12 protein-coding genes are annotated in these 16,903 nt (G+C 61.8%); 6 read left to right on the top strand and 6 right to left on the bottom strand.

Annotated features, from left to right (window positions below; genetic code table 11):
• Nucleotides 1-6: 6 nt before the first annotated feature.
• The 3 genes from GJ699_RS27070 to GJ699_RS27060 all read right to left on the bottom strand — a co-directional run bounded on the left by GJ699_RS27070 (nucleotide 7) and on the right by GJ699_RS27060 (nucleotide 3,822).
• Nucleotides 7-1,167: an ABC transporter substrate-binding protein gene (locus GJ699_RS27070; protein ID WP_154382271.1), complete on the bottom strand. Its 1,161-nt coding sequence runs from the start codon at nucleotides 1,165-1,167 to the stop codon at nucleotides 7-9.
• 127 nt (nucleotides 1,168-1,294) lie between these two features.
• Nucleotides 1,295-1,810, bottom strand: coding sequence for a tetratricopeptide repeat protein (locus GJ699_RS27065; RefSeq protein ID WP_154382269.1), 516 nt, complete (start codon nucleotides 1,808-1,810; stop codon nucleotides 1,295-1,297).
• Nucleotides 1,807-3,822, bottom strand: coding sequence for a bifunctional 2',3'-cyclic-nucleotide 2'-phosphodiesterase/3'-nucleotidase (locus tag GJ699_RS27060; RefSeq protein ID WP_154382267.1), 2,016 nt, complete (start codon nucleotides 3,820-3,822; stop codon nucleotides 1,807-1,809). The genes GJ699_RS27065 and GJ699_RS27060 overlap by 4 nt, the downstream gene beginning before the upstream one ends.
• A gap of 161 nt (nucleotides 3,823-3,983) precedes the next feature.
• Between GJ699_RS27060 and prfB the strand changes: the two genes are divergently transcribed.
• The 3 genes from prfB (at nucleotide 3,984) to lysS (ending at nucleotide 7,316) form a co-directional block, all read left to right on the top strand.
• Nucleotides 3,984-5,088, top strand: a protein-coding gene (gene prfB, locus GJ699_RS27055) for a peptide chain release factor 2 (protein WP_154382265.1) whose coding sequence is annotated in 2 segments (ribosomal slippage) — nucleotides 3,984-4,064 and nucleotides 4,066-5,088 — 1,104 coding nt in all. Because the reading frame shifts where the segments join, the coding sequence is not laid out codon by codon here.
• 3 nt (nucleotides 5,089-5,091) lie between these two features.
• Nucleotides 5,092-5,760, top strand: coding sequence for an HAD family hydrolase (locus GJ699_RS27050; protein ID WP_154382263.1), 669 nt, complete (start codon nucleotides 5,092-5,094; stop codon nucleotides 5,758-5,760).
• Between the two features lie 26 nt (nucleotides 5,761-5,786).
• Nucleotides 5,787-7,316, top strand: a complete 1,530-nt coding sequence (gene lysS / locus GJ699_RS27045) for a lysine--tRNA ligase (protein WP_154382261.1) — start codon at nucleotides 5,787-5,789, stop codon at nucleotides 7,314-7,316.
• Between the two features lie 35 nt (nucleotides 7,317-7,351).
• Here lysS and GJ699_RS27040 read toward each other — a convergent pair whose 3' ends face one another.
• Both GJ699_RS27040 and ppnN read right to left on the bottom strand, forming a co-directional pair.
• Nucleotides 7,352-9,187, bottom strand: coding sequence for a diguanylate cyclase (locus GJ699_RS27040; protein WP_371867684.1), 1,836 nt, complete (start codon nucleotides 9,185-9,187; stop codon nucleotides 7,352-7,354).
• A 14-nt stretch (nucleotides 9,188-9,201) separates the two neighbouring features.
• Nucleotides 9,202-10,572 (bottom strand): nucleotide 5'-monophosphate nucleosidase PpnN, encoded by a 1,371-nt coding sequence (ppnN, locus tag GJ699_RS27035; protein ID WP_154382376.1) that lies wholly within the window; start codon nucleotides 10,570-10,572, stop codon nucleotides 9,202-9,204.
• Between the two features lie 222 nt (nucleotides 10,573-10,794).
• On the opposite strand from ppnN, the gene GJ699_RS27030 reads away from it, so the two are divergent.
• Nucleotides 10,795-12,291 (top strand): peptide MFS transporter, encoded by a 1,497-nt coding sequence (locus GJ699_RS27030; protein ID WP_154382259.1) that lies wholly within the window; start codon nucleotides 10,795-10,797, stop codon nucleotides 12,289-12,291.
• 30 nt (nucleotides 12,292-12,321) lie between these two features.
• On the opposite strand, the gene GJ699_RS27025 is transcribed toward GJ699_RS27030, so the two are convergent.
• The gene (locus tag GJ699_RS27025) at nucleotides 12,322-12,759 is read right to left on the bottom strand and encodes an ORF6N domain-containing protein (RefSeq protein ID WP_229262315.1); all 438 of its coding nucleotides are present in this window, start codon (nucleotides 12,757-12,759) and stop codon (nucleotides 12,322-12,324) included.
• A 19-nt stretch (nucleotides 12,760-12,778) separates the two neighbouring features.
• On the opposite strand from GJ699_RS27025, the gene GJ699_RS27020 reads away from it, so the two are divergent.
• Nucleotides 12,779-13,444, top strand: a complete 666-nt coding sequence (locus tag GJ699_RS27020; RefSeq protein WP_154382257.1) for an OmpA family protein — start codon at nucleotides 12,779-12,781, stop codon at nucleotides 13,442-13,444.
• A 12-nt stretch (nucleotides 13,445-13,456) separates the two neighbouring features.
• Nucleotides 13,457-16,894, top strand: coding sequence for a tetratricopeptide repeat protein (locus GJ699_RS27015; protein WP_154382255.1), 3,438 nt, complete (start codon nucleotides 13,457-13,459; stop codon nucleotides 16,892-16,894).
• Nucleotides 16,895-16,903: the final 9 nt, after the last annotated feature.

Genomic DNA, 16,903 nt, shown 5'->3' with positions numbered 1-16,903 from the left:
CGGGCCTTACTTGGCGGCGTGTACGACCTTGCCGTCCTTGACTTCACCGAACACGGTGATGTCGGCGGTGATGGCTTCGTGATCGTCTTTGCTGTATGGCTTGGTGTAGGTGGTGACCACACCCTCGACTTTTTCGTTGAGGTTTTCCAGCGCCGCCTTCACTTTCGGGCCGTCGGTGCTGCCGGCCTGCTTGATGGCGGCGGCCAGCAGGTAGATCGAGTCATAGCCCTGCGCGGCGGACACCGCCGACGGCATGCGCCCCTGCGGCGGGTTGTAGGCTTTGACGTAGGCGTCGATGAAGGCTTTGCGCTTCGGCGTATTGGGGTCCTGGATGAAGGTTTGCGGCATGCGGGTGCCGTTGCCATTCTTGCCGGCGTTGTCGATGAAGTTGGCCATCGACAGCGGCCAGCTGCCGATCATCGGCACTTTCCAGCCCAGTTTCTCCATGCCGTTGGCGATCTGCGCCAGCTCGGGGCCGATGCCGTAGGTGAGCACTACGTCGGCGCCGGCCTGCTTGGCCTTCAGCAGCTGGGCGGTCATGTCGACGTCCTTGATGTTGTACTTCTCGACCGCGACCGCTGTCAGGTTGCGCGACTTGAGTACTTTTTCCAGGTCTTCGCGACCCAGCTGGCCGTAGTTGGTGGAGTCGGCCAGGATGGCGACTTTTTTGAATTTACGGTTGTCGATCGCTTCCTTGATGATCATCTGCGACTGAATCTGGTCGCTGGCCGAGGTGCGGAAGATGTAGTTCTCCGGCTGGTCGGCAAACTGTTTGGTGATGATGGAGCCGGTGGCCACGTTGTTCATTACCGGGATCTTGGCGTCCTGGTAGAAGCGCTGCGAGGCCAGCGCCACGCCGGTATTGATATAGCCAACAGTGGCGACGACCTTCTCTTTGTTGATCAGTTCCTGGGCGATCTGCACGCCGCGTTCATTCTTGGCTTCGTCGTCGCGTTCGATCAGCTGGATCTGACGGCCCAGCAGGCCGCCTTTGGCGTTGATCTCGGCCACAGCCAGCTTGACGCCGTCGCGCATCGACACACCCATCGGCGCCGAGCCGCCGGTGAAGGGACCGGATACGCCGATCTTGATGGGGTCTGCGGCCTGAGAGGACGCCGCGAAACCCAAAGCCAGACCCGCCACCAGCAATTTCAACTTGAAATTCATCTGTCATCTCCTGTTATACAACGCTTTTTTTCGTAGTCGTACGCTGGAAAGTCGCCCCATCGGGAACCCATTGTAGGTTAGTAGAACGACAGCAGCAACAGATAGATGTGCGGCAACGCAGCAAGGGCTACATGCCCCGGCCCGCATGCTTGAGGGCGCGGTTGGCGAAACGCATCTGGGTTTCGGCCAGCGCCTCGTTGCGCTCAAAGCCCATGGAGCCGTCGCGCAGGCCAATCGCCATCGCCATCACGGCTTCCGGGTATTCGAGATCGGCGGCTTTTTCGATCCAGCGGCGGGCGCTTTGCTCATCGCGCGCGATGCCTTCGCCAGCCAGCAGTAGCTGAGCCAGCGCGTACATGGCGGCGGGCGTGCCGCGCTTGGCGGAGAACTGCAACCATTGGGCTGCGGTCTTGTAGTCGCGGGCGACGGCCATGCCGTTCTTGTACATCATGCCCAGATAGTAAGCCGCTTGCGGGTCGCCTTTTTCGGCGGCGCCACGGAACAGCTGGAAAGCGCGCGGCAGATCGGCCGGCGTGCGCTCGGAGCCACGCAGGCATAAGCGCCCTTCTTCCACCGGCCCGGCCGACGCGACACCGGCCAGCGCGAGGCTGACGGCGATGGAGAGCAGGAGGCGGTGCTTCATTTGCTCAGGTCCACAGCGTACAGGGCAAAGCCTTTGCCACCGCCGTCGTCGGCTTTCAGCTCGCTGACGTTGGACAGGCCGGCTTCGCGCGCCAAATCCAGCAGGCCAGGAGCGCTGTGGAAAACCACCGGACCGCGCAGCACGACCGGGGCGAAACGCCAGCTGCGGGTGCTGCCATTGCGGGTACGGGTCAGCTGTCTGGCTTTCTGGATGTAGGCGATCAGCACATCGCGGCTGGAGTCCGGCGCGGCGATGACGGTTTTGCTGCCATCCAGCCCAGGGAAGCCGCCACCGCCGCTGGCGCGGTAGTTATTGGTGGCGATCAGGAATTCCTGCGTCGGCGCCAGCGGCGCGCCTTTGTAGCGCAGGTCGACAATGCGCCGCCCCTCTGACTGGGTCACGTCGATCTGGTAGCTGATGTCGGCGTTGGTCAGCATGTCGAAGTTGAAGCCGGCGAAATTGGTGTTGACCAGTTCCTGCGCCGCCGTACTGGCGGGATCGATCCGGTTGAAGCGTCCGGCGGCTTTCTCCAGCCAGGCTTTGAGGCCGGCGCCATCCAGTTTCACCGCGTGCAACGCGTTCGGGTACAAATACAGATCGGCCGCGTTGTTGAGCGCCACGGCGCCGGGCTTGACGTCGGTGTAATCGGCCACGCCGGCGGCGCCGGTCTTGAACGGCGACGCCATCGACAGCACCGGTAGCGCGGCGTACTGCGGCAGGTTGGCGCGCACATAATCCTGCACGTACGCGGTCTGCGCCTGGTTCACCAGTTCGATCGCGCTGATGTCGCCCACGTCCGCAAAGTAGCTGCTCATGCGGAAATCGCTGGTGCCGACCGGCGTCTGGACGTAGCGGATGGTGGCTTCGTGTTCGGCCGCGACCAGCGGCGCGATGGCCGGATCAGCGGCGACATAGCTGCCGTCGGGCTGTTTGGTGCTGCGCGCTTCCACCGTGGTGCGGCTGCGGTCCACCAGCCAGCGCTGGCCGTCATACTTCAGGTGCAGGCCGATCACGCCCAGGTGCTTGCCCCACAGGTTGGCCATCACCGCCGGCACGCCATAGACCGTGCCCTTGTTCTTGTCCACGCCCGGCAGGTTGAAACCGGCGTGCTTGCTGGCGGCGTCCGGGAATGGCAGGTGTTCGTGCCCGATCAACATGGCGTCGACACCCGGCACCTGCGCCAGATAGTAATTGGCGTTTTCCATCTCCGGCGTGTATGACGCGCCGTCGATGCCACCGTGCGAGATGGCGACGATCAGGTCGGCGCCCTCGGCGCGCATCCGCGGGATGTATTTTTGCGCGGTCTCGCGCACACCCTCGGCGTAGACCTTCCCGGCCAGCCAGTGTTTGTCCCACGACAGCACGCCCGGTGGCGTAAAACCGATGATGCCGATCTTGATGCTGGACTTGAGCGGCTTGCCATCCGGCCCGGTGGCGCTGATCTCGCGCGTCAGGATGCGGTATGGGGCGAACAGCGGCTGGCGCGTGCGGACACTATAAATATTCGCCAGCACGATGGGGAACGCCGGGCCGGCGCAGCGCGGTGCGTCGGCTGCCACGCCGTCGACATCGAAATGGCTGCCGGTCACCTGATTCAGGTAGGCCAGCCCGTAGTTGAATTCGTGGTTGCCGATGCCGGCGCCGTCCACGCCCAACTGGTTCAGCGCTTTGTAGATGGCCAGCGTGTCGCCGCAGGCCACCGGCTTTACCAGCGCCTGATAATCGGCCAGCGCGGTGCCCTGCAAGGCATCGCCGTTATCGATCAGCAGATTATTCGGATACTCGGCGCGCGCCTGCCGGATCAAGGTGGCGGTGCGTTCCAGGCCGATGGCCGGATCGGCCTTCAGCTTGTAATAGTCATAACTCAGCACGTTGGCGTGCAGGTCGGTGGTCTCCAGCAGCGCCAGCGTGGCCTCGGCGCCGGATGGCGTGGCGCTGCCGGCGCGCAGGTCGGCGCAGCCCATCAACAGCGTGGGCAGGACGAGATAAGCGGCGTGGCGGCGGAGGCGCATCAAGGGCATCATGAAGTTATAGGCTGCGGTATTCTATCCGCTTTGTGGCATAAATGACAGCATTTCGGTTTTGGCGCACGGATCGCGGGGCGGCGCTGGGAGAGCGTAGCCGCTTACGGTATAATCCAAGGTTTGATTTCAGCCTGAGAAAAGAAGAAAACATGGAAGCCGAACGCATTAACGCCCTCACCTCCCTGCTCGCCGATCTGACCACGCGCGAAGCCGAACTTCGGAGGTATCTTTGACTTCGATAAGAAGTCGGAGAAACTCGAACAAGTAAACGGCGAGCTGGAAGATCCGGCCGTCTGGAACGACCCGAAAAAAGCCCAGGATCTGGGCAAAGAGAAAAAATCGCTGGAAGCGATCGTCTTCGCGCTGACCAAGGCCGACGCCGACCTGAAGGACATGGGCGATCTGATCGACATGGCCAAGGAAGAAGGCGATGACGACACGCTGGAAGCGCTGATCGTCGACGCTGAAGAAGTCCGCAAGGTCATCGAAGGCATGGAATTCCGCCGCATGTTCAGCAACCCGATGGACCCGAACAACTGCTTCGTCGACATCCAGGCCGGCGCCGGCGGTACCGAGGCTCAGGACTGGGCCTCGATGCTGCTGCGCCAATACCTGCGCTATTCCGAACGCAAGGGCTTCAAGGTTGAGATCATGGAGCAGTCCGACGGCGAGGTGGCCGGCATCAAGACCGCTACGCTGAAAGTGGAAGGCGAATACGCCTACGGCTTCCTGCGCACCGAGACTGGCGTGCACCGTCTGGTGCGCAAATCGCCGTTCGACTCGGCCGGCGGCCGCCACACGTCGTTCGTGTCGCTGTTCGTCTATCCGGAAGTGGATGACTCGATCGACATCGAGATCAATCCTGCCGACCTGCGTATCGACACCTACCGCGCGTCCGGCGCCGGTGGTCAGCACATTAACAAAACCGACTCCGCGGTGCGTCTGACCCACGGCCCATCCGGCATCGTCGTACAGTGCCAGAACGACCGTTCGCAGCACCGCAACAAGGCCGAGGCGATGGAAATGCTGAAGGCGAAGCTGTACGAACTGGAACTGCGCAAGCGCATGAGCGAGCAGCAGAAACTGGAAGACTCCAAGACCGACGTCGGCTGGGGCCACCAAATCCGTTCCTATGTGCTGGACCAGTCGCGCATCAAGGACTTGCGCACCAACTTCGAGACCGGCAATACCAAGGGCGTGCTGGACGGCGACCTGGACGACTTCATCTCGGCATCGCTCAAACAAGGCGTTTAATTCATGACCCAGCGTGCATTCATCTTCGACATGGACGGTACCATTGTCGACAATATGTCCTTCCACGTGAAATCGTGGCTGGAGTTTTTTCAGCGCCGTGGTCACGTGATCGATGCGGATGACTTCTTCCGCAACACGGCCGGCCGTCAGGGCCATGAAATCATGAGCACCTACTTCGGCAAATCGCTGACCAAGGAAGAAAGCGCCGCGCTGGACTTCGAGAAGGAAGCGTTGTACCGCGAAATGTACGCGCCGCACCTGGCGCCGACCACCGGTTTCGTCGACTTCATCACCCGCGCCAAGGCAAACGGCATCAAGCTGGCCGTGGCCACCGCCGCGCCGACGGAGAACATCGATTTCACGCTGGATGGCCTGGACCTGCGCAAGGAATTCAACGCCATCGCCGGCGCCGCCGACGTGGCGCGCGGCAAGCCGAATCCGGACGTATTCCTGCTGGCCGCCGAGCGCGCCGGCACGCTGCCCGTCAACAGCATCGTGTTCGAAGACGCGCCGCTGGGCGTGGAAGCGGCGCGCCGCGCCGGCATGCGCGCGGTGGTGCTGACCACCACCCTGCCGGCCGAAGCGTTTGCGGAATTCGACAATGTGATCGCGGTCGTGCGCGATTTCAGCGAGCTGGATGTGGACGAGTTGTTCGCCTCCGCCACCAATTAATCATCACCTCAACAAAAGTAAAGACCATGACTACGGATCTTCAAGACCAAGCAGCCGCCCCGGACGAAAATAAAATCATCGCCGAGCGCCGCGCCAAACTGGCCGCCATCCGCGAACAAGGCGTCGCCTTCCCGAACGACTTCAAGCCTGAACACAAGGCGGCCGACCTGCACGCACAGTACGGCGAGAAGACCCGCGAAGAACTGGAAGCTGCACCGGTCACCGTTAAACTGGCAGGCCGCATGATGCTGAAGCGCGAAGCCGGCAAGAAAGCCGCTTTCGCCACGCTGCAAGATGCCTCCGGCCAGAAAGCCGATGGCCGCATCCAGATCTACGCCACGCTGGATCTGACCGGCGAAGCCGCCATGGCCGCGCTGCACCACTATGACCTGGGCGATATCCTGGGCGTGGTTGGTACCCTGTTCAAGACCAAAACCGACGAGCTGACCATCAAGGTCACCGAGCTGCGCCTGATCACCAAGTCGCTGCGCCCGCTGCCGGACAAGTTCCACGGCCTGGCCGACCAGGAGACCAAGTACCGTCAGCGTTACGTCGATCTGATCATGAACGAAGACACGCGCCGCACCTTCAAGGCGCGTACCGCCGCGATCTCGTCGATCCGCCGCTTCATGGAAAAGAACGACTTCATGGAAGTCGAAACGCCGATGCTGCACACCATTCCAGGTGGCGCGGCGGCCAAGCCTTTCATCACCCACCACAACGCGCTGGACATGCAGATGTTCCTGCGTATCGCCCCTGAGCTGTACCTGAAGCGTCTGGTGGTGGGCGGCTTTGACCGCGTATTCGAGATCAACCGCAACTTCCGTAACGAAGGCGTGTCGATCCGTCACAACCCTGAATTCACTATGATGGAGTTCTACGCTGCCTACACCGATTACAAGTGGCTGATGGACTTCACCGAAGCCGTGATCCGCCAGGCCGCGATCGATGCCCACGGCACCGCTACGCTGACCTACGGCGGCCGTGAGCTGGATCTGTCCAAGCCATTCCACCGCCTGACCATCGTCGAAGCGATCAACAAGTACGCGCCTTCGTACACCAACGAACAGCTGAACGATGCGGAATTCATCAAGAAAGAACTGCTGAAGTTCGGCGTCAAGCCATTCGCCACCGCCGGCCTGGGCGCGCTGCAACTGGCGCTGTTCGAAGAAACCGCCGAAGCGCAGCTGTGGGAACCGACCTACATCATCGACTACCCGGTCGAAGTGTCGCCGCTGGCACGTGCCTCGGACACCCGCGAAGGCATCACCGAGCGCTTCGAACTGTTCATGGTCGGCCGCGAAATCGCCAACGGCTTCTCGGAGCTGAACGACGCCGAAGACCAGTCGGCCCGCTTCCTGGCCCAGGTGGCCGCCAAGGATGCCGGCGATGAAGAAGCCATGTACTACGACGCCGACTACATCCGCGCGCTGGAATACGGCATGCCGCCAGCCGGCGGTTGCGGCATCGGCATCGACCGTCTGATGATGATCATCACCGACTCGCCTAACATCCGCGACGTGCTGCTGTTCCCGCACTTGCGCCGCGAAGAGTAAGCCACACTGAAAGCCGCTCGATGAGCGGCTTTTTTTTAATGGACTTCGACGCGGTTGCGGCCCAGTTGTTTGGCGCGGTAGAGCGCCTGGTCGGCGGCTTGCAGCAGGTCGGCGGGTGATTCGCCGGCTTTCGGCATCCAGGCGGCGACGCCGATGCTGACGGTGAGCGTGCCGTTGGGGGCGACCGCGTGCGGCAGTTCCAGCGCTTCCAGCGCGCGGCACACGCTATCGGCGATCGCCAGCGCTTGTTCGGCATCCACCGCCGGCGCGATGAAGGCGAATTCTTCGCCGCCGTAACGCGCCACCAGGTCGCCGCCGCGCTGCAGTTGCGTCTTGAAGGCGGCCGCCACGCGGCGCAGGCAATCGTCGCCCTGCTGGTGGCCATAGTGGTCGTTGTATTGCTTGAAGTAGTCGATGTCCAGCAGGCCGATCGCCAGTGGCCGCTGCTGCCGCGCCGCCCTCGCCCATTCGGCCGCCAGCACTTCGTCGAAGCGGCGGCGGTTGGCGATGCCGGTCAGGCCGTCGGTCATGCTGAGCGCGGCCAGATGTTCATTGGCTGCCTGCAGTTCGCGGGTGCGTTGTTCGACCCGGCCTTCCAGCAGGCGTTCGGACTGCTGCAGGCCGACGATCAGGCTGGCCTGCGCGGCCAGCGCGTCGCGCTGTGCGGTGGCTTTTTCGCGCCGCATCACGTGCAGGCGGTCGGCCAGCGCAAACGCCAGTACCATCATTTCGATCGCGGAGCCGATCTGGCTGCCGTAGTTGGTGATGGGGTTATGCGGCAACCAGCCCAGCGCCGCCAGCGAACTGGATGAGTTGCCGATGAAGAGCAGTACGAAAGCGGCCGTGAAATAGTAGGCGCTGCGGTGCCGCTTGAATACGCATACCACGCCGATCAGCATGATCAGCGGTGAGGCAATCGCCCAAATGGTGGTGATCTTGCCGGCCGTTTGCACATAGAAGAACAGTGTTGCCAACGGCGAGACGAAGAAGAACACCAGCAGCATCCGCAATACCCAGTCCAGGCGCGGCACCAGCTTGCGCGTGCCGATCATGCGTCGCATGAAGGCGGTCAGCATGCCGGCGGATAGCGAGAATCCCAACGATGCGGCCACGTTCGGCCAGCTGCCGCCCACGCCGGGCCACAGCCATTCATGCGCCAGGCCGTTTTGCCCGGACAGCGCCATCACGGCGAAGAATACGAAGCCGACGTATTGCAGATACAGGCGGTCGCGCAGGTTCAGGAACAGCACCAGATTAAACGCCAACATGGCCAGCGCCGCGCCGAAGTAGGCGCCCTGCACCAGATAGTCGTGCCGCTCGTAGGCGGCGTAGGCCAGCGGGTCCCACAACGTCATCGGAATCAGCTTGGCGCCTTCGGACCAGACGCGCACATAGATCACCTGCCGCTCATGCGGCGCCAGTTCGATCGGGAAGACGTAATAGCGATTTGGGTACGGCCGCGAGGCGTAGGGCCGCGCACTGCCGGTATGGTGTTCGTGATCGCGGTAGTAAAAGCGGATGTCGCTCAGCCGCGCATTGCTGATTTCGAACATGCGCGCCAGCGCCTGTTCGCCAGGATTGTACAGCTCCACCCGCAGCCAGTAGGTAGAGCGGGTATAGCCGAAGCTGAAGGCTTCGTCGGCCTGGCCGGTGCTGCGGAAGTCGGCGGCGCGCGCACGGGCGCCGTCAAGATCGAGCGCGCCGGCGGGATCTTCAAGCACGGTGGCGTAAGCGGTCAGCGATTGGGCGCCGGATGGCATGGCGTTGACGTCCAGCGCGGACGCAGGCGCGAGCGCCCACGCCGGGCCGCACAACCAGAACAGCAATAACAGCAGCGCAGCGACTACGGCACGTGTGGCGGCAATCGCCACGCGTGCCGTGTCGCTTATTGAATCACGCGGTAGCAAGGGGTGTACGGCTTGCCGGCCAGTTTCATGCGCGATTGCGCGACGAAGGATGCCAGTAGCGCGTCCATCGGCCCCATGATCTCCTTGTCGCCATGGATTTCAAAGTGGCCATGCTTCTCGATGGCGCGAATGCCCTCTTCCTTCACATTACCTGCCACCACGCCGGAGAAGGCGCGACGCAGATTGGCCGCCAGCAGGTGCACCGGCTGGTTCTTGTGCAGACTCAGATTGCGCATGTTCTCGTGCGTCGGCGGGAACGGACGCTGGAACTCGCTGTCGATCTTCAGACCCCAGTTATAGTAATAGGCATCGCTGCGGGCCTTGCGGTACTCGCGCACCTGCTTGATCCCGGCCTGCATCTCGCGCGCCACCGCTTCCGGATCGTCGATGATGATCTTGTAGCGCTCTTGCGCCTCCGGTCCCAGCGTGTCGTGAATGAACTGGTTGATCTGCACGAAGTAGTCGCGCGACGTTTCCGGGCCGGTGAACACCAGCGGGAACGGCACATCGGCATTATCCGGATGCAGCAGGATGCCAAGAATATAGAGGATTTCCTCGGCTGTTCCGGCGCCGCCCGGGAACACCACGATGCCATGGCCGGTGCGCACAAACGCTTCCAGACGCTTTTCGATGTCCGGCATGATGACCAGTTCATTGACGATCGGGTTAGGCGATTCGGCGGCGATGATGCCCGGTTCGGTGATGCCCAGATAACGGCCGCGATGCAAGCGCTGCTTGGCGTGACCGATGGTGGCGCCCTTCATCGGGCCCTTCATCGCGCCCGGACCGCAACCGGTGCAGATATCCAGGTCGCGCAGCCCCATGGCGTAGCCGACTTCCTTCGAGTAGTTATATTCCGCGCGGTTGATCGAGTGACCGCCCCAGCACACCACCAGGTTCGGATTCAGCATCGGCTTCAGCACGCCCGCGTTGCGCAGGATGTGGAACACGGCGTCGGTAATGCCGTCGGTGCGGCTCAGATCAAATTTCGGGTTATCGGTGACTTCATTGCTGACAAAGACAATATCGCGCAGCACCGAGAACAGGTGCTCGTGGATACCTTTAATCATTTTGCCGTCGACGAAAGCGATCGCCGGGGCGCCCTTGATATCCAGCTTGATGCCGCGCTCGCGCTGAACAATGCTGATGTCAAACGATTGATACCGTTCCAGCAATTCCTTTCCATCGTCGATCGTGCTGCCGCAATTCAGCACCGCCAGGGCGCACTTGCGGAAGACGTTATACAGGCCGCCCTGGCTGGTATCGAGCAGTTTGTTCACTTCAGCCTTGGACAGTATCTCCAGTTGACCTTCAGGAGAAATCAGGGTATCGACAACGTCATATTCCATGATGCGTAAATCCTTATTCATATCTAAGAGTCCTGCGCCACCAATATACGACAACTCAGGCATTTGTGGGGCTGAAGAATGATTAACACAAATGACACATGTTTGCAGAGAGGTCATCAAAAAGTGCATCGCCACCGGATTTGTAGATTACAATGGCGCCCAATTTGGCCGCCCCACAAGGGCGGTCCGTCCTTTTAGACCATAACGATTAGGAGGAGCCGCATGAGCGGTGCTACCACCCAGACGGAAGTCGCCATTCCGGAGTTTAAGCAGATCATGGGTCACCCGGCCCCGCTGTGGATGTTGTTCATGACCGAGTTCTGGGAACGCTTCGCGTTCTACGGCATACGCTGGGCACTGGTGCTCTACGTGGTGGCCCAGTTCTACAACGGCGAAGCGTCCGGCGAATCGGCGGCCAATCTGGTGTACGGTTCCTATCTGGCGCTGGTGTATGCGGCAGCGCTGTTCGGTGGCTATGTGGCCGACCGCGTGCTGGGCTACCAGCGCTCTATTCTGGTCGGCGCCGCGTTCATGGCGGCCGGCCTGTTCATGATTGCGCTCCCTAACGAGACCATCTTCAAGTTCGGCCTGGCCACCATCATCGTCGGTAACGGCATGTTCAAGCCGAATATCTCGACCATGGTCGGCAAGCTGTATTCGACCGCCGATACGCGCCGCGATTCCGGCTTTACGATCTTTTACATGGGCATTAACTCCGGCGCCATGGTCGCGCCGGTGCTGACCGAATGGCTGGCGTCTTCGGTGTTCGGCAACGGCGGCATGCCCGCCTATAAAGTGGTGTTCATGTCGGCTGGCGTCGGCATGCTGGTCAGCCTGGTGTGGTTCTACATCGGCCGCCGCGGCCTGAAAGGCATCGGCGCGCCGGATGCGCAAACCGCCGATCCGAAGCGCCTGCTGTACGTGGTGCTGGGTTCGGTGTGCGTGATTCCGGTGGTGTATCTGCTGCTGGCGGCGGGCGCCAAGAGCCTGCAACTGGTGCTGTCGGCGCTGTTCATCCTGCTGTCGGTGATGCTGCTGATCGAAGGTATCAAAAACGGCAAAGTGGCGCGCGACAAGGTGATCGCCATGCTGGTGATCTTCTTCTTCAACATCATGTTCTGGTGCTTCTTTGAGCAGGCCGGCAGCTCGTTCACCTTCCTGGCCGAGAAAATCGTTGACCGCGACATGTTCAACTGGAATTTCCCGGTCGCCTGGTTCCAGACCGTGAACTCGCTGGCCATCATCGCGTTTGCGCCGCTGATCGCGTTTATCTGGGTGGCCATGGGCCGCGCCAATCCGTCGATTCCGCGTAAATTCGGTATCGGCCTGATCTTCAACGGCACCGCCTTCCTGCTGCTGATGTTCGCGCTGTCGTCGCTGGTGGACGCCAATAACAAGATCCCGTTCTGGACCCTGTTCATGGTCTACGTGCTGCAATCGATCGGCGAGCTGTGCCTGTCGCCGATCGGCCTGTCGATGGTGACCAAGCTGGCGCCGACCCGTCTGGTGGGTCTGGGCATGGGCGGCTGGTTCCTGTCGACCGGTATCGGCAACAACCTGTCGGGCATCTTTGCCTCGGCGGTGTCGGGTGAAGGCGGCATGTCGGTGCCGTCGGCGCTGCAGGGCTACACCTTCGGCTTCTGGTCGCTGATCGCCGGCGGCGTGATCCTGTTCGTGATCGCCCCGTTGATCCAGAAATTGATGCACGGTGTGAAGTAATCACGACAACGGCGCCTGAGGGCGCCGTTTTTATTTGTCCTGCACCACAAACCCAATGGGCCGCTTGCGCCCCTGCGGAGGCGGCGGCGCCATCAGGCTACGCAACGTGTCAAAGATCTGCTGAAACTGCTGCGCCGTCCTGCCCTCGTGATCGTCCTGGCGCTGCGCCATGGCCGCCAACTGTGCCTCCAACTCGCTGAGCCGGGCTGCCAACAATGTGTCCGCTACAAACATCTCTCGCAACCGAATAAAAGACCGGACAACGTAGACACCCATTTGTATGGCTTGCGGCGATGCCAGTACATTCGCCGCTTGAATAGCACCATGCTCGGTAAATGCAAACGGAAGCGTCTTAGAAAATCTAAGATTGGCGAGGTGGTCGCAATTTGCGACCACCTCCGTGAGACCAATACTAGACAAACAATTAATTTCTATGGCAACATTATCATCGTAATACCCAACGTTCATTCTCCCAAGGGGCGGTACGATGAAAGCAACACTTCCAACGCTGGCTGTATTACTCGTCTGTTTGAGCGGCGCCACCGAGGCGGCCGAAAAACGCCTCTACCTGTATGGCACGCCGACCGGCTGCCTGGTCCAGCTGACCGCGCCGCTGGAAGATAAACAGTCGCTGCGCTGGGAAGGCTCGTGCGAACGCGAGTTTGCGCAAGGACCGGGCGCGCTGGCTGTCGTCGACGGCAACGGCCAAGTGGTTAAAAGCACCGAGGGCACCATGCTGCGCGGTGTGATGGGGGAATTGGCCAACACCGATACCGCCGCAGCGCCGGCTGCCGACACCCAGGCAGGAACGACCACCGCCAACACCACGCTGGTGGTCTACTTCGACCACAACTCCTCCACGCTGTCCGACGCTGCGCAGTCGCAGCTGCAAGCGTATTACGCCGCCCTCCCCGCAACCGACAAGCTGCGCATCAAGATCTCGGGACATTCCGACCCCAGCGGCAGCCTGCGGGCACGAGAGAAAGTCGCACAAGCCCGTGCTCAAAGCGTGCGTGCCCACCTGACAATGTTGGGCCTGACCAGCGAGCAGCTGATTGTCGCAAGCAAAGACGACCCCAGCACCACGACGACATCGCAGCTGGCGGCGTCGGAGCGCCGCCGGGTTAACCTGGAAGCATGGTCCGAGCCCTGAGCCGGCACTCGCATGCTGCTTCCTCTCCACCTCGTTTCCTCAGTCACCTGGTTCGGTGTCGCTGTATTCCTGCTGTCCGCCGCGTGGTTGATGCGGACCGGCCGATTCTGGCTGCTGCCCTTCGCGGCTGCATTGCTGGCCCTGTTCTCGCTGCGGCTGACTTACGCATCGCGCCAGGCCTGGCATATGTTCGACGGCACCATTCCTGCCCGCTATCTTGCCGCGATGGCATTGGTGGTGTTGATCTCGGGCGCGGTGTGCTGGCTGCTGGCGTGGCTGATCGCGCGCCGGCTGCGCTGGATACCCCGTAGCGCATGGCTGCTCGGCATCGCGTGGGCGGTAGCGGCGTTGGTATCGGATATGGAGGGATGCGACAGCCACGCCATCCACACCGACCATCGCTGCCCATGGATACACAGCGCAACAATCACCGGCCTGCCGTTCATCAGCGCCGCCAGCGCCCAGGACGAAGCGCCACCGCCCGCTTTCATGCTGGCGCGGAACCGATTTTTCAGCACCTATCAAAAGTGCCTGCTCAGCTATCAGGATGGCCGCTGCGAGTATGAACTTGGTTCCTCGTTCGAAAACGCACCTGGCGACAGCCGCAATATGCGGGAAGCCTTGTCCTACTATCGGCTGGGTGCAAAAAAGGGCCACGTTGCCGCCGCTGGCCGGACCGGCTTCTTCGAAGTGTATGGCATGGCAGGCCCGCGCAATGTTCCGGCCGCGCTGCTGTTGCTCAACCAGGCCGCCGACCAGGGGGATCTCCTGGCCCAGAGGGCGCTGGCGGAGATTTACACCAAGTCGCAGATCGCCTTGCCAGAGCTGCCGCCCGATCCCCAGCTGGGACTGAGATGGCATATGCAACTGGCCATCCGTGGCGACGCCAACTCGGCCTATCTGGTGGCGCAATCCTATGCCACCGGCGGACCGCTCGGACAGGACATCGTACGTGCGATAGATTTCTGGTCGCGCGCCGCGAATGCCGGTCATGCCCAAAGCTGGGTGGAATTGGGCAAACTGTTTACCTATGGCGGCGGCGTGCCGACCGATCCCGCGCTGGGGCATGCCTTGCAGGTGATGGGCGCCGAAATCGGCAAGCCCGACTTCCTGCGCGTCCTCACGCTGCGCGCACAGCAAGACTTGTCCGCAGCGGATAAGGCACGCGCAGAGGCGCTGGCCAGCGCCATGCGCAAGAGCCGCATCGTGGCGATGACCGTATCGCCAGCGGCGATCAGCAGCTTCGCCAGAGCGCCAGCAAAGTCGCCAAATGGACTACGCCAAGTCGACCTCGCTGAACACTGCAAGAATGCGGAGACCTTGCCCGATTCGTTTCCCGTGCTGGCCCATCATAGCGATCCCTACGCGTGGAAGTGTGTGAATCAGTATGGCGCCTACAAGGTGGTGGTGGTGCCGGAGATTTGTCTGGCGCAAAAACCTGCCGCCATCGCGGTGCTGGAAAACCCGGCCGACGCCCGCAGTTGGGCCTGCGTCAGCGCCGGTACGCCGGTGCCGCCCGGGCTGCTGTCGGCCGACGTTGCCGCCGCACCGCTGGAGGGCACGGACGACAAAACCGGCGTCGAATGGTTTGAGCGAAACTTTGTGCGTGTCTCACCACGGCCATTTCTCAACGCCGGCCTGGAGATCTCGCGCCTGCGCCTGAGCAGTGACGGCGGCGTCAGCGTCGATGCCTGGCCTATCGGCTGGAGCCTGTTTGGCAGCAATGCCATGATGCTGCTGACCGAAAATCTCCCCAAGTTAAAAGCCAGCCAGGCAGATGTTCTGCTGGACCACACCCTCGACCAGCTGCAACGCGAATCGCCGGTACTGTCCTACCAATTTTCCAAACACGTGCTGCTGCGCGACTATGCCGCCAGCGATGCCGCGCTGGCGCGCAGCCTGCTCGGCCGCGGCTATTCGGTATGGGTGGCAAAGGTCCCGGCGGCGCTGGCCAGTCAATTGCTGCGACACTCACTGACCACAGAGAACGCATTGGTGCTGCTGGATAAGCATAGCTATTTGCGGGCCTACACCAACCCCGGCGCCTTGGTGCCAGCCGAGCGGCCAGCCGGCACTGTTGCGTGGCTGACGTCGGCACTGGGGCCTTACACCGCCCCGCCGATGCCCGACAAATTGCCGTTGGCTGAGCTATTCCGGCGCACCTCAAGTGCGGGCAAATTGGCGCTCGCCCCGAATGCCCTGCCCACTGAGATTACTTTGCCGGCACCGATGCAAGCACAGATGCGTGGCTTGATTAGCCGGCAAACTGGTGAGGGACGAGAACTTCAGGGCATCGTCATCGCTGGCGCAGACGGCGTGCCGATGCTCAATAGCGAGTTGCTGGAGCAAACCGGCAGCTACTCAAGCGCCGACTTCCGCGTTGATGCTACACGCCTGTTCCAAGCCTTAACGGTTGCCGGCCCCGCCACCTGTAGCGGCACAGCGTGCACCACGCAACGGCAGTGGCAATCCCAGATCGTTGGAGACTTTCATACCCATCCTGCCGAGCTTGGCTTCAGCTCGATGGACATCCGCTACGCCGCCGACCATGCAACGCACATGTTTGTCAGCACGCCGGCAGGACTGCAACAGCTATTGGTGCCGACCATGGCCCTGGGCGGTTCGCATGTCGGGAATTATTGGGCCTGGCCGGTGATCCCGCTGCGGATGACCGCCGCTTATCTGGAGCCGTCGGCCCAACTGGGATGTCAGTTCAAGGAGCAGCAAGAGCTGTCGCGCCAGGCCATACACGCAACCGCGCTGGGGATGGCACTCTATAGCGGGACAAACGGGGTGCTGCGGCGGGTGCAACTGGATGCGAAGATGCAGGCGGCCGTGCGTAGCGGCCATCCGCTGGATCTGCTGTTTGATGGCAGCGGCAAGCTGGCGTCACCGGTGGACCGGCTGCGCATTGCCATCGTCGCGCGTCAGAAACGCCAGCCGAGTCACTTGCTGGACGATCTCGGCCCCGAGGACGCGTTTTCCCCGGAACTGTCGGCTGCCACGCGCGCACTGCTCGGCGGCAAGGTCAATCGCGAAGCGGTCGAACTCGCGTTATGGGAGCACTACGCCATGGCCTACCAGATGGCGATGTCGAGCAACGACATCATCTCGGGTGCGCCCAGACTGTATTTTGGCCAGAATAATGTGTACTGGATGGATTCCATTTGCGACCCTGATTCCGTCTGGGGATTTTCGGCGCAAGCGATCAAGGCTAACACATTCCAGGAAGTTAAAACGGAGCGTAGGGCTGTGCTGGATAAACCTCAAGGCGACTATATCGCCCAGTGTGTGCAGGAGTTGCGGATTGTCGAGCCGCGAGATGCCGCCGGCAACCGGCTGATACGCGGCTATTGCGATAACGGCCTGGCACGCGAATGGATCAATGACGCGGAAGGCCACACACGCCCCGGATCGCTGCATCCACTGGCGCCCTGGAAGGCAAGATAGCCAGTGCGG

It is taken from the genome of Duganella guangzhouensis (assembly GCF_009674535.1).
GTDB classification, from domain to species: domain Bacteria; phylum Pseudomonadota; class Gammaproteobacteria; order Burkholderiales; family Burkholderiaceae_D; genus Rugamonas; species Rugamonas guangzhouensis.
The sequence above is the reverse complement of the archived record's forward strand: the minus strand, read 5'-3'. Positions and strand labels throughout refer to the sequence as shown.

Bases quoted from the DNA above. Each gene is read 5' to 3' on its own strand.
- GJ699_RS27070 (WP_154382271.1), bottom strand. From the start codon at position 1,167: ATGAATTTCAAGTTGAAATTGCTGGTGGCGGGTCTGGCTTTGGGTTTC.
- GJ699_RS27015 (WP_154382255.1), top strand. From the start codon at position 13,457: ATGCTGCTTCCTCTCCACCTCGTTTCCTCAGTCACCTGGTTCGGTGTC.
- GJ699_RS27025 (WP_229262315.1), bottom strand. From the start codon at position 12,759: ATGAACGTTGGGTATTACGATGATAATGTTGCCATAGAAATTAATTGT.
- GJ699_RS27030 (WP_154382259.1), top strand. From the start codon at position 10,795: ATGAGCGGTGCTACCACCCAGACGGAAGTCGCCATTCCGGAGTTTAAG.
- GJ699_RS27065 (WP_154382269.1), bottom strand. From the start codon at position 1,810: ATGAAGCACCGCCTCCTGCTCTCCATCGCCGTCAGCCTCGCGCTGGCC.
- GJ699_RS27020 (WP_154382257.1), top strand. From the start codon at position 12,779: ATGAAAGCAACACTTCCAACGCTGGCTGTATTACTCGTCTGTTTGAGC.
- ppnN (WP_154382376.1), bottom strand. From the start codon at position 10,572: ATGGAATATGACGTTGTCGATACCCTGATTTCTCCTGAAGGTCAACTG.
- GJ699_RS27050 (WP_154382263.1), top strand. From the start codon at position 5,092: ATGACCCAGCGTGCATTCATCTTCGACATGGACGGTACCATTGTCGAC.
- lysS (WP_154382261.1), top strand. From the start codon at position 5,787: ATGACTACGGATCTTCAAGACCAAGCAGCCGCCCCGGACGAAAATAAA.
- GJ699_RS27060 (WP_154382267.1), bottom strand. From the start codon at position 3,822: ATGCGCCTCCGCCGCCACGCCGCTTATCTCGTCCTGCCCACGCTGTTG.